We start from the raw sequence: 12,918 nt of genomic DNA on the forward strand, positions 1-12,918 counted from the left end.
CAAACAGTGTTCTCGGGATATTCAACATGAATGCTCGGCCTCCCCAGCCCGGATCTTCTGATCACGCGGCCTCTTATTACGCGGCCACCCGCCATCCCCGGCCTGATTACCCTGCCCTGCACGGCGAGATCAAAACCGACGTCTGCATCATCGGCGGCGGGTTTTCCGGGCTGAACACGGCGATCGAGCTGGCTGAACGCGGCTTGAAGGTGGTGCTGCTGGAAGCGCACAAGGTCGGCTGGGGCGCGAGCGGGCGCAACGGCGGGCAACTGATCCGCGGCGTCGGCCACGATGTGGATCAGTTCAGCAATGTCATCGGCGAGGACGGCGTGCGTCAGCTCAAGCTGATGGGCCTCGAAGCGGTGGAAATCGTCCGCGAGCGCGTCAGCAAATACCAGATCGACTGCGACCTGACCTGGGGTTACTGCGATCTGGCGAACAAGCCCAAGGAGTTCGAGGGTTTTGCCAAAGACGCCGAAGAGCTGCGAAGCCTGGGTTACCGCCACCCGCTGGAATTGATTGAAGCGGGCAACCTCAGCAGCGTCATCGGCTCACCCAACTATGCCGGTGCGATGCTGGACATGGGCTCGGGCCATCTGCATCCGCTGAACCTGGCGCTGGCAGAAGCCGCCATCGCTCAGTCATTGGGCGTTCAGGTGTTCGAACATTCGGCAGCGACGCGGCTGGAATATGGGACAGAGGTCAAGATTCATACAGCTCGAGGGCTGGTGCGCGCCAGCACGCTGGTGCTGGGCTGCAACGCGTATCTCAATGAGCTTGACGGGGAATTGAGCGGCAAGGTCTTGCCCGCCGGCAGTTACGTCATTGCCACCGAGCCACTGAGCGAAGAACTCGCCAGCCAGCTGATTCCGCGCAACACCGCGATGTGCGATCAGCGCGTGGCGGTGGATTATTTTCGGCTGTCGGCTGATCGACGCTTGCTGTTCGGCGGCGCCTGTCACTATTCAGGCCGCGACCCGAGCGACGTTGCTGCGTACATGCAGCCGAAGATGCTCAAGGTGTTCCCTCAGCTCAAGGATGTGAAGATCGATTTTCAGTGGGGCGGAATGATCGGCATCGGCGCCAACCGCTTGCCGCAGATCGGGCGACTGCACACGCATCCGAATGTGTTCTACGCCCAGGCGTACGCGGGGCACGGGCTGAACGCAACGCATCTGGCCGGCAAGTTGCTGGCTGAGGCCATCAGCGGCCAACACAGCGGCGGGTTCGAGCTCTTTGCCAAAGTCCCTCACATCACCTTCCCCGGCGGTAAACATTTGCGCTCGCCGCTATTGGCGCTGGGGATGTTGTGGCACCGCTTCAAAGAACTGGTGTAACGAAACTCGCCGCTGTGAGGCTGACTGCGTCATAGCCCTCATTCGCGCCAGAACGGCTTGAGCCCTTCACGGCGTGCCTGCTCGCTGCTCAAGCCAATATCCTTCAACTGCTCGTCAGTCAGTTTCAACAACGCGCGCCGACTCGCCAGACGATGCTGAAACAGCCCCCACATCCCTAATCCTTCCGGCGCACTAATGCGCGAGCCCGCGTCATGCTCACGGACCAGCTCACCGGCATACAGGGTTAACCGAACATCACTCATTCCGCTCATTTCCAGACACCTCAGGGTGGGTTTCGAGTGGATTCATGATGTGTCTGTATGGAAAACCATTACAGATCCAAAGAATTATTATTCTTTGCATACAGATCGGTTTCCTCTCGCGCTGAATGCTGTATTTTCCCAACATCTGTATCGGTCTGCCGATCGCATCACCTTGTGGGAGTACGCCATGACCCTCTACGTCAACCTCGCCGAATTACTCGGCACGCGCATCGAAAACGGCTTTTATCGCCCCGGCGACCGGCTGCCCTCGGTGCGTGCGTTGAGCCTTGAGCATGGCGTCAGCCTGAGCACGGTGCAGCAGGCGTATCGATTGCTGGAGGACAACGGCCTCGCACTGCCACGCCCCAAGTCCGGGTATTTCGTACCGGCTGGCCGCAAGACGCCCGCCCTGCCTGCGATTGGCCGCCCCGCCCAGCGCCCGGTGGAAATCTCTCAGTGGGATCAGGTGCTGGAACTGGCACGAGCCGCACCCAGCCCTGACGTGGTTCAGCTGGGGCGCGGCATGCCCGACGTCACCAGCCCGACCTTGCGCCCACTGACCCAGGCGCTGGGCAGGATCAGCCGTCGCTCGGACATGCCTGGCCTGTATTACGACAACATCCACGGCCGGCGCTGCCTGAGGGAACAAGTCGCGCGGCTGCTGCTGGATTCCGGCACCAATATCGATCCGGACGATCTGGTGATCACCACCGGCGCCCAAGAGGCGCTGGCCATCTGCATCCGTTCGGTCTGCGAGCCGGGCGACATCGTCGCAGTCGACTCGCCCAGCTTTCACGGCGCCATGCAGGCGCTCAAGGGGCTGGGCATGAAAGCCCTGGAAATCCCCACCGACCCGCTCACCGGCATCAGCCTTGATGCCTTGGAACTGGCACTGGAACAGTGGCCGATCAAAGCCATACAGCTGACACCGAGCTGCAACAACCCGCTGGGCTACATCATGCCGGAGGACCGCAAACGCGCACTGCTGACCCTGGCACAACGCTTCGACGTGGCAATCATCGAAGACGATGTGTACGGAGATCTGGCCTACACCTACCCTCGCCCGCGCACGATCAAATCCTTCGACGAAGACGGCCGCGTCCTGCTCTGCAGCTCGTTTTCCAAGACGTTGGCGCCCGGCTTGCGTGTCGGTTGGGTCGCGCCCGGTCGATACCTTGATCGCGCCCTGCACATGAAATACATCAGCACCGGTTCGACCGCGACCCAGCCGCAGCTGGCGATTTCCGATTTCCTCAAGGCCGGACACTACGAGCCGCATATGCGCCGGATGCGCGGTCAGTACCAGCGCAGTCGTGACCTGATGACCGGCTGGGTCACGCGTTACTTCCCGGAAGGCACCCGGGTGAGTCGTCCCCAGGGCGGGTTCATGCTGTGGATCGAGCTGCCGGAAGACTTCGACTCGTTGCGCCTGAACCGCGCATTGCAGGGGCAAGGCGTACAGATTGCCGTCGGCAGTATCTTTTCGGCGTCTGGCAAATACAGAAATTGCCTGCGCATGAACTTCGCCGCCAAGCCGACCGCGCAAATCGAGGACGCGGTGCGCAAGGTCGGCGCTGCCACGGCGCTGCTCATGCAGCGGACCGACCCTGCATGACCTTTGCAGCTAAACCTTTTGAAGCTTTTAACCTTTTGCGGCTTTTAACCTTTAGGAGAAAGCGCGGTCATATCGCCATGACTGATTTTCGGATGACCGCGTTGACAAACTTACGGGCGGTGCCCCTCCTGCTGGCTCTCGCCCTCGGCCTCAGCGGTTGTGCGCACACGCCCGCCCCTGACGGACCCAGTCAGGCGCTGCCAGCGGCGCAGTCTTCGTTCGGGCGCTCGATCATGGCCCAGGCGGCGCCTCACGAAGGCCGCTCGGGGTTCCGCCTGCTGCCCAACAGCACCGAAGCCTTCATGGCCCGCGCCGAGCTGATTCGCAACGCCAAAACCAGCCTGGACCTGCAGTACTACATCGTTCACGACGGCCTGAGCACCCGGGCGCTGGTCGACGAGTTGCTCAAAGCCGCCGATCGCGGCGTTCGCGTGCGCATCCTGCTGGACGACACCACCAGCGATGGGCTGGATGAAGTCATCGCCACACTCGCTGCGCACCCGAACATTCAGATTCGCCTGTTCAATCCGCTCAATCTGGGCCGCAGCATGGGCGCCACCCGTAATCTGGGCCGGCTGTTCAATCTGTCCCAGCAGCATCGACGCATGCACAACAAGCTGTGGCTGGCCGACGGCGCCGTGGCCATCGTCGGCGGGCGCAATCTGGGCGACGAGTATTTCGATGCCGAACCCAATCTGAATTTCACCGACATCGACATGCTAAGCGTGGGGCCGGTGGCCGAACAGCTGGGTCACAGTTTCGATCAGTACTGGAACAGCGCGCTCAGCAAGCCGATCAACGACTTCCTCTACTGGCCGCCCGACCGCAAGGATCTGACCAAAGTGCGCGCTCTGCTGGCCGAGTCGCTGGATCAGGCGCACGTGGACAAAAAGGCCCTGTATGAACGGCTGATGGACTATCGGACCCACCCGCGCATGAAGACCTGGCTCAACGAGCTAATCTGGGCACACAACCAAGCCTTGTGGGACGCGCCGACCAAGGTGCTGTCACGGGGCGAGCCGGATCCGCACCTGCTGCTGGCGACTCAACTGAGTCCTGATCTGGGCAGTGTTCATAAGGAGTTGATGCTGATCTCGGCCTACTTCGTGCCCGGGCAGGAAGGCCTGGTGTACCTGACCGGGCTCTCGGACAAAGGCGTGTCGGTGAACCTGCTGACGAATTCGCTGGAGGCCACCGACGTGCCGGCGGTGCATGGCGGCTATGCGCCGTACCGCCGAGCGCTGCTGGAGCACGGCGTGAAGCTGTTCGAACTGCGCCGCCAGCCCGGCGATCCGAGCAACGCCAAGGGCAGCGGACCTGCATTTCTGCACACAAACCTGATCAAGGGCGGCTCGGAATCGAGCCTGCACAGCAAGGCGATGATCTTTGATCGACAGAAGATGTTCGTGGGTTCGTTCAATTTCGATCCACGGTCAGTGCTGTGGAACACCGAAGTCGGCGTGCTGGTCGACAGCCCCGAGCTGACCGAATACCTGCGCGAGCTGGCGCTTCAGGGTATGGCGCCGGCCATCAGTTATCAGGTCAAGCTGGAGAACGACCGACTGGTATGGGTGACCGAGGACAACGGCAAAATCCACACGCTGTCCAAAGAGCCGGGCGACTGGTGGCGCCGGATGAACGCCTGGTTCAGCACGGCCGTCGGCCTGGAAAAGATGCTCTAAGCCGCCACCCCCTGCGCGCCAAATGCCTTGGGACGCTGAGACAGGATCACCAACCCCAGCGCTCCCGCCGCCATCAGCAACGGCAGCGCCTGACCGCTGACCCATTGGCTGCCAGCGCCTGCCGCCAAGGGGCCGAGCAGGCAACCGATCCCCCACAGCTGAGCGACATGGGCATTGGCGCGCACCAAAGCGTCATCGCGGTAGCGCTCGCCAATCAGAATCAGCGACAGCGTGAACAGCCCGCCCGCACTGGCGCCGAACAGTACCCACAGCGGCCAGATGGCGATTGTGTCGACCAGCAGCGGGATCGCCAGGCTCGACACCATCAGCACCAGCGCACACCCGGAAAACAGCCGTCGACGCGACACCCTGTCGGCCAGCGCACCAATCGGCAGCTGCAGAAGCGCATCACCCACCACCACAGTGCTGACTATCGCCAAGGCCACTTCTGGGGTAAACCCCTGCTGCAGGCAGTAAACCGGCAGCAAGGTCAGGATCATCGCTTCAAACCCGGCGAACAGCGCGATGGCCCATGCAATCGCCGGCAGACCTCGACAGAATCCGCCGAGATCGTGCAGCGTCACATGACTGGATTCCGCGCTCGGCGCGCCAGTTCTGCCCAGCAACAGAAACGGCGATACCGCCAGCAACAGGGTCCCGACCCAGAACCCGTAATCTGCTTCCGTGCCAATGAAACCCAGCAGCACCGGCCCACCCAACTGACTCAGCGCGTAGGAACTGCCATACAGCGCCACCAGCTTGCCGCGCAGCCGTTCGATCACTAACTGGTTGATCCAGCTCTCGCCGAGCACGAAGACAATGGTCAGGATCGTACCGAGCATCAGGCGCAGGACCAGCCAGATCCAGTAATTGGGCAGTAACGCCAGCAAACCCACTGAAAATGACCCGGCCCACAGGCACAGCCGCATCAGGTTGGCGGTACCGAGTCTTGAAGCGAGCCGGCTGGCAAGACTGGCGCCCAGCAGCACGCCAATGGCCGGCATCGCAGCCATGACGCCAATGGCAAACGCGCCGTAACCCCAGGCCTCCAGCCGCAGGGACACCAGCGGCATGCTCACGCCCAGCGCCAGACCGACGCTCAATACCGACGCCAGCACAGCGAAATAAGTACCCCAACGCATCACCACGCTCCTGTGGCTCAAAAGGACGAAACAAAACAGCCGGGCTTTGATGAAAGCCCGGCTGTTTTGGTTTTTACAGCGACTGAGTGTTGAAGCGCACGCGGCCTTTTACAGCTTGATCCAGGTCGCTTTCAGCTCGGTGTATTTATCGAACGCATGCAGCGACTTGTCGCGCCCGTTGCCGGACTGCTTGAAGCCACCAAACGGCGCAGTCATGTCGCCGCCATCGTACTGATTGACCCACACGCTGCCCGCGCGCAACGCCTTCGCGGTCAGATGCGCCTTGGACAAGTCAGCCGTCCACACCGCCGCAGCCAGACCATAAGGCGTGTCGTTGGCAATCTGAATGGCTTCTTCAGCGGTATCGAAGGTCAGCACAGAGAGCACTGGCCCGAAGATCTCTTCCTGAGCGATCTTCATCGCGTTGGTCACGCCGTCGAAGATCGTCGGCTCAACGTAGGTCCCGCCTGTCTCTTGAAGAATGCGCTTGCCGCCGACGACCAGCTTGGCGCCGTCGGTGTGGCCGGCTTCGATGTACGACAGTACGGTGTTCATCTGCTGGGTATCGACCAGCGCGCCAACGGTGGTTGCCGGATCAAGCGGGTTACCCGGCTTCCAGGCTTTTAGCGCATCAATCACCATCGGCAGGAATTTGTCCTTGATCGAGCGCTCGACCAACAGACGGGAGCCGGCTGTGCAGACCTCGCCCTGATTGAAGGCGATGGCGCTGGCCGCAGATTCCGCTGCAGCCTGCAGATCCGGCGCGTCGGCGAAGACGATGTTCGGGCTCTTGCCGCCGGCTTCCAGCCAGACGCGCTTCATGTTCGATTCGCCCGAGTAGATCAGCAACTGCTTGGCGATCTTCGTCGAACCGGTGAACACCGCCGTGTCGACATCCATGTGCAGCGCCAGTGCTTTACCGACGGTGTGGCCGTAACCCGGAAGCACGTTCAGCACGCCAGCCGGAATACCGGCTTCGATGGCGAGCTGGGCGACGCGGATCGCGGTCAGCGGGGATTTTTCCGACGGTTTGAGGATTACCGAGTTGCCGCTCGACAGCGCAGGACCCAGCTTCCAGGACGCCATCAACAGCGGGAAATTCCACGGTACGATGGCCGCTACAACACCGATCGGCTCGCGAGTCACCAAGCCCAATTGATCGTGCGGGGTCGGCGCCACTTCGTCGTACAGCTTGTCGATGGCCTCGCCGCTCCAGCTCAACGCCTGGGCGGAGCCGGGAATGTCGATGCCATAGGAGTCGCTGATCGGCTTGCCCATGTCGAGGGTTTCGAGCAGTGCGAGTTCTTCGACGTTCTCGTTGATCAGCTCGGCCAGACGAAGCATGGCTGCCTTGCGCTTGGCCGGCGCCAATCGCGACCAGGCGCCGGAATTGAACGTAGCCCGGGCGTTTTCAACGGCGCGTTGCGCGTCGGCAGCGTCACAGCTGGCGACGTGGGCGAGGAAGCGGCCATCGACCGGACTGATGCAGTCGAACGTCGAGCCGGATGCGGCGTCTGTGTATTCACCGTTGATGAAAGCACGGCCTTCGATTTTCAGATCCTGGGCGCGTTGTTCCCAGTCAGCATGAGTCAGGGTGGTCATGAAACGTCCTCCTCTAATGAAATAGGCACGTCTTCGCACTCGAATCGGGCTTCAGGGCAGGGCCTGACGCGTCATCGGATCGGCCGAAGGCATTCGCCACCCTAAACCAGCATTGGGCGGATTTCCAATATATTGGACAGAAGCGGGCTAAATCTGGCCGGATCGTGCATTTTATTCAACAGCTGTTCGGGCTCGCTCGTGCTTTCCATCCGGCCCTCGGCAAGCAACAATCACGCAGCGCCTACTTTCAGGAATCAGATATGAGCATCGAAAGCATCGTCGACTTCAGCGAAGCCACTACCGCAGCGGAGCGTTTCACCCCTGCTGCTGAAAAGATCCTCAAGGGCGAGCCGAACCAGACGGTTTACAACCATTACAACAGTCCGTGCGGGCAGCTGAATGCAGGCGTATGGGAAGGGGAAGTCGGTCAGTGGAAAGTGAATTACACCGAGCATGAGTACTGTGAAATCGTGCAGGGCGTCTCGGTCATCCGTGACGAAGCAGGCAAGTCGAAAACCCTGCGCGCGGGTGACCGCTTCGTGATTCCTGCAGGGTTCACGGGCACGTGGGAGGTGCTGGAGGCCTGCCGCAAGATCTATGTGGTGTTCGAACAGAAGGCCTGACTGTTAGTTGACTCACTTATTTCACCCACAAAAAAACCCGCATCGCTGCGGGCTTTTTTGTAAGAGGCAGAAATCAATTACTTGATTTTGGCTTCTTTGTAGATCACGTGCTTACGAACAACCGGATCGAATTTTTTAATTTCGATTTTGTCCGGAGTCGTGCGCTTGTTCTTGTCGGTGGTGTAGAAGTGGCCGGTGTTAGCGGTCGACACCAAACGGATCAATTCACGCATGATTTTCTCCCTTAGACCTTCGCGCCAGCACGGCGGATTTCGGCCAGAACAACCGTGATACCACGCTTGTCGATGATACGCATGCCTTTAGCAGATACGCGCAGACGTACGAAGCGTTTCTCTTCTTCAACCCAGAAGCGGTGATGCTGCAGGTTTGGCAGGAAACGACGACGGGTTTTGTTGTTTGCGTGGGAAATGTTATTCCCGGTTACCGGACCCTTACCGGTAACTTGACATACTCTCGACATGCCTCAGCCCTCTAAAACCACATGCCCAACCCGGCATGGGTTGGCCGCTTAATCTCTCAGTCATTTGGCGCCAGGCGCCGCGTTTCTTCAGGGGTCTTACCGGCCACACCTAAGGTGAAGGCAGCGGGCCCCTAGAAAAGAGCGCTGCTTTATACCAGAAAGCCCCCGGTGCAACAACACAAACCACGAATTGCCTGTCACAAAGCCAGGGCTTTCACCCGGCAACGCCAGCGGCGTTAGGCGCGGCGGGAAATATACCACTCGTCGCGCCGCAGCGATTGTTCTGCGCCAATCGATGGTCTAGGGTTACTGACTCTCCAGACTGCGCCGGCAGATGGGCTCTCTCTGAAAGGAAAATCGCCATGCGCCTAGCCGTTCTACCCCTGTTGCTCGCGTCCCTGTCCATGCCATTGCTGGCCCAGGCGGCAACGACGCTGAGCGTCTGCACGGAAGCCAGCCCCGAAGGCTTTGACGTGGTGCAGTACAACTCGCTGACCACCACCAACGCTTCGGCCGACGTGCTGATGAACCGCCTGGTGGACTATGACGCCAAGGACGCAAAGCTGGTTCCGAGCCTGGCGCAGAGCTGGAGTGTGTCGCCGGACGGGCTGACCTACGACTTCAAACTGCGCGCCGGCGTGAAATTCCATCACACCGACTATTTCACCCCCACGCGCGAGCTCAACGCTGACGACGTGGTGTTCAGCTTCCAGCGCATGCTCGATCCGGCCAATCCGTGGAATAAGGTCACTGTGCAAGGCTTTCCCCACGCGCAATCCATGCAATGGCCGTCGCTGATCAAGAAAGTCGAAGCGACCGATGCCACCACTGTTCGCATCACCCTGGACCACCCGGATGCGACCTTTCTGGCGACGCTCAGCATGGGCTTCGCTTCTATTTATTCCGCGGAGTACACCGCGCAGCTGTTGAAGGCCGGTACGCCGGAGAAGCTCAACAGCCAGCCGATTGGCACCGGGCCTTTTATCTTCAAGCGCTTCCAGAAAGACTCGGTGGTGCGTTACGAGGCCAACCCGGATTACTTCGCCGGCAAGCCGGCTGTTGATGCGCTGATCTACGCGATTACGCCGGATGCCAACGTTCGCCTGCAACGTATTCGCCGCAACGAGTGCCAGGTTGCCCTGTCGCCAAAGCCGATGGATGTCGCTGAAGCCAGCAAGGATTCGAACCTGAAGGTCGAAAAGACTGACGCCTTCATGACCGCTTTCCTGGCGATCAACAGCCAGCACCCGCCTCTGGACAAGCCGGAAGTGCGTCAGGCGATCAACTTGGCATTCGACAAAGATACTTACCTGAAAGCGGTGTTCGAAGGTTCAGCGCGCCCGGCCAACGGTCCGTATCCGCCTAATACCTGGGGCTACGCCAGCGACCTGCCTGGCTACAAGCATGATGTGGCGAAGGCAAAGGAACTGCTGGCCAAGGCCGGTCTGAAAGACGGCTTCAAGACGACGATCTGGACTCGGCCGTCGGGTAGCTTGCTCAATCCCAACCCGAACGCCGGCGCGCAGTTGCTGCAGAACGATCTGGCCGCGGTAGGGATCAAGGCGGAAATCAAAGTTATCGAATGGGGCGAGCTGATTCGTCGCGCCAAGACCGGCGAGCACGACCTGCTGTTCATGGGCTGGTCGGGGGATAACGGCGACCCTGATAACTTCCTGACGCCGCAGTTCTCCTGCGCCGCAGTCAAATCCGGCACCAACTTCGCGCGCTACTGCGATGAACGGCTGGACAAGCTGATCAGCCAGGGCAAGGCGGTGACCGATCAGGCGCAGCGCAGCAAGCTGTATCACCAGGCTCAAGAGCAGATCCAGAAGCAGGCATTGTGGCTGCCGCTTGCGCATCCAACGGCCTATGCGCTGCTGCGCAAGAATGTCGAGGGTTATAGCGTGAGCCCGTTTGGTCGTCAGGATTTCTCAAAGGTGACCGTGAAGTAATTCGCGGGAGATCGGGAACTGGGCTCATACGCTCTCCCGCTGGATGCACGCGATGCTTAGTAGGACCGGCTTCAGCCGGGAAGAGGCCGGTTTGCACACCGACAGTTATGCGGTGTAACTGCCGATGCCTTCCCGGCTAAAGCCGGTCCTACATTCGTTCGGTGTCCAGCCCCAGAATCTCCTTGATTAGCCAGTCCTAAAGCCGCTACATCAACCCATACTCAACCATCGACAGCGGATCTCCATCGCCGATGATCAAGTGATCCAGCACCACCACGTCCACCAGCGCCAGCGCCTGTTTCAGATGCCGCGTCAGCTCGATATCGGCTTCGCTGGCGTCTTTGACGCCGGAAGGATGGTTATGACAAAGGATCAAGCCCGCCGAGTTGTGGGCCAGTGCCCGCTTGACCACCTGCCGCGCGTGAACATGCGCCGTGTTGATCGAGCCGTGGAACAGCACTTCGAAGGTTTGAACCCGGTTCTTGCTGTCCAGAAACAGACAACCAAAGACTTCATGCTGCTCGTGCCGTAACAGCGCCTTAAGGTAGCGACGCACCTGCGTCGGGTTTTCCAGCACAGAATCGCGCTTCAAATCCTCGCCCATGTTGCGCCGGGCCATTTCCATCACGGCCTGCAACTGCGCGAACTTGGCGGGTCCCAGACCCAGCTCGCTGCTGAATGCCGTCAGGTTGGCTTCGAGCAACGCACGCAGGCTGCCGAACTGATGCAAAAGGTGCCGGGCCAGGTCCACGGCGCTTCTCCCCGACACCCCCGTGCGCAAGAAAATCGCCAGCAATTCGGCGTCCGACAGACTCGACGCCCCCCGCTCCAGCAGCTTCTCCCGCGGACGCTCTGCCGCCGGCCAATCGCGAATACTCATAGCAGCTCCCTGTATGTGGCGCCGCTGTTCCCGTGCGGTCGCTGTGCTATCTTAGCCGCTCTTTTTTGCGCGACAGTCAGGCCTGGGGAGGCGTAATGATTGCCGCGTGTTAACCGACCTAAAGGCAGGCCTATGCAGCGGCTGTATCGAAAACGCATCGTTCTCGGCGTCGGCGGTGGCATCGCGGCCTACAAGAGCGCCGAACTGGTCCGCCGTTTGCGCGACCACGGTGCGGAAGTCCGCGTCGTCATGACCAAAGGCGGCGCTGAATTCATCACCCCGCTGACCATGCAGGCCTTGTCCGGCCACCCCGTTCACCTGGATTTGCTCGACCCCGCAGCGGAAGCCGCCATGGGCCATATCGAGCTGGCCAAGTGGGCCGACATGATCCTCATTGCACCGGGCACCGCCGACCTCATGGCCCGTCTGGCCCAAGGCATTGCCAACGATTTGCTGACCACCGTAGTGTTGGCGACCGACGCTATCGTCGCCGTCGCGCCTGCGATGAATCAGGCCATGTGGCGCGACCCCTCCGTGCAGGCCAATCTGCAACTGCTCGAACAGCGCGGCTTTCGCATGTTTGGCCCGGCCAGCGGCAGCCAGGCCTGTGGCGACGTAGGCTACGGGCGCATGCTCGAACCCGATGATCTGGCGCAATCTGCCGCCGATTGTTTCCAGCGCCTGACGCTGACCGGCAAGCATGTGCTGATCACTGCCGGCCCTACCCAGGAAAACATCGATCCGGTTCGCTACATCACTAACCACAGCTCCGGAAAAATGGGTTTCGCCCTGGCCGAAGCCGCTGCCGAAGCAGGCGCGCGCGTCACCCTGATCACCGGCCCGGTGAACCTGCAGACGCCTGACCGGGTGTCGCGCATCGACGTTGTCAGTGCCCGGGACATGCTCGCCGCCTGCGAAGATGCCATGCCTTGCGATCTCTTCATCGCCTCGGCAGCCGTTGCGGACTACCGGCCCGAAGTCGTTGCCACACAGAAATTGAAGAAAGATCCCACCACCGGTGATGGTCTTCTGCTGCGGATGGTCCGCAACCCGGACATTCTCGCCAGCATTGCCCAGCGCCCGGATCGCCCGTTCAGCGTCGGCTTCGCGGCCGAGACCGAACACCTGCTCGATTACGCCGCACGCAAGCTCAAGGACAAGAACCTTGATCTGATCGTCGCCAATGACGTCGCCAATCCCAGCATTGGCTTCAACAGCGAAGAAAACGCCTGCAGCGTAATCGACCGAGCGTTGCAAGCGACGCTCTTCGCCCAGACCAGCAAAGCCAAGATCGCGCGGCAGCTGGTGACTTTTATCGCCGATCGCATGAACCAGGTTTAA

The 12,918-nt window shown here is 60.7% G+C and carries 12 protein-coding genes; 6 read left to right on the forward strand and 6 right to left on the reverse strand.

Features of this window, described 5'->3' with window-relative positions:
* Positions 1-26: 26 nt before the first annotated feature.
* A complete protein-coding gene (locus tag QWI20_RS08025; RefSeq protein WP_369305001.1) occupies positions 27-1,337 on the forward strand; it encodes an NAD(P)/FAD-dependent oxidoreductase in 1,311 nt (436 codons plus the stop codon).
* Between the two features lie 38 nt (positions 1,338-1,375).
* On the opposite strand, the gene QWI20_RS08030 is transcribed toward QWI20_RS08025, so the two are convergent.
* Positions 1,376-1,609: a DUF1127 domain-containing protein gene (locus tag QWI20_RS08030; protein ID WP_369305002.1), complete on the reverse strand. Its 234-nt coding sequence runs from the start codon at positions 1,607-1,609 to the stop codon at positions 1,376-1,378.
* A 178-nt stretch (positions 1,610-1,787) separates the two neighbouring features.
* Between QWI20_RS08030 and QWI20_RS08035 the strand changes: the two genes are divergently transcribed.
* A complete protein-coding gene (locus tag QWI20_RS08035; RefSeq protein WP_369305004.1) occupies positions 1,788-3,215 on the forward strand; it encodes a PLP-dependent aminotransferase family protein in 1,428 nt (475 codons plus the stop codon).
* A gap of 101 nt (positions 3,216-3,316) precedes the next feature.
* On the forward strand, positions 3,317-4,897 hold the full coding sequence (locus tag QWI20_RS08040; protein WP_369305156.1) for a phospholipase D family protein: 1,581 nt from the start codon (positions 3,317-3,319) through the stop codon (positions 4,895-4,897).
* On the opposite strand, the gene QWI20_RS08045 is transcribed toward QWI20_RS08040, so the two are convergent.
* Complete coding sequence (locus tag QWI20_RS08045; RefSeq protein WP_369305006.1) at positions 4,894-6,039, reverse strand: MFS transporter; 1,146 nt, start codon at positions 6,037-6,039, stop codon at positions 4,894-4,896. The genes QWI20_RS08040 and QWI20_RS08045 overlap by 4 nt on opposite strands.
* Before the next feature lie 108 nt (positions 6,040-6,147).
* Positions 6,148-7,641, reverse strand: coding sequence for an aldehyde dehydrogenase (locus tag QWI20_RS08050; protein WP_369305008.1), 1,494 nt, complete (start codon positions 7,639-7,641; stop codon positions 6,148-6,150).
* Between the two features lie 260 nt (positions 7,642-7,901).
* Between QWI20_RS08050 and QWI20_RS08055 the strand changes: the two genes are divergently transcribed.
* A complete protein-coding gene (locus tag QWI20_RS08055; RefSeq protein WP_346627402.1) occupies positions 7,902-8,264 on the forward strand; it encodes a cupin domain-containing protein in 363 nt (120 codons plus the stop codon).
* 77 nt (positions 8,265-8,341) lie between these two features.
* Here QWI20_RS08055 and rpmG read toward each other — a convergent pair whose 3' ends face one another.
* Together rpmG and rpmB are read right to left on the reverse strand one after the other, a co-directional pair.
* On the reverse strand, positions 8,342-8,497 hold the full coding sequence (rpmG, locus tag QWI20_RS08060) for a 50S ribosomal protein L33 (RefSeq protein ID WP_010225867.1): 156 nt from the start codon (positions 8,495-8,497) through the stop codon (positions 8,342-8,344).
* 11 nt (positions 8,498-8,508) lie between these two features.
* On the reverse strand, positions 8,509-8,745 hold the full coding sequence (gene rpmB / locus QWI20_RS08065; protein ID WP_037016669.1) for a 50S ribosomal protein L28: 237 nt from the start codon (positions 8,743-8,745) through the stop codon (positions 8,509-8,511).
* 362 nt (positions 8,746-9,107) lie between these two features.
* Here rpmB and QWI20_RS08070 point away from each other — a divergent pair, with 362 nt between their 5' ends.
* The gene (locus tag QWI20_RS08070) at positions 9,108-10,697 is read left to right on the forward strand and encodes an ABC transporter substrate-binding protein (protein ID WP_369305009.1); all 1,590 of its coding nucleotides are present in this window, start codon (positions 9,108-9,110) and stop codon (positions 10,695-10,697) included.
* 205 nt (positions 10,698-10,902) lie between these two features.
* On the opposite strand, the gene radC is transcribed toward QWI20_RS08070, so the two are convergent.
* Positions 10,903-11,577 (reverse strand): DNA repair protein RadC, encoded by a 675-nt coding sequence (radC, locus tag QWI20_RS08075; protein WP_369305010.1) that lies wholly within the window; start codon positions 11,575-11,577, stop codon positions 10,903-10,905.
* Between the two features lie 132 nt (positions 11,578-11,709).
* On the opposite strand from radC, the gene coaBC reads away from it, so the two are divergent.
* Positions 11,710-12,918: a bifunctional phosphopantothenoylcysteine decarboxylase/phosphopantothenate--cysteine ligase CoaBC gene (gene coaBC, locus QWI20_RS08080; RefSeq protein WP_369305011.1), complete on the forward strand. Its 1,209-nt coding sequence runs from the start codon at positions 11,710-11,712 to the stop codon at positions 12,916-12,918.

It is taken from the genome of Pseudomonas sp. W2-17 (assembly GCF_041060445.1).
Taxonomy (GTDB): Bacteria; Pseudomonadota; Gammaproteobacteria; order Pseudomonadales; family Pseudomonadaceae; genus Aquipseudomonas.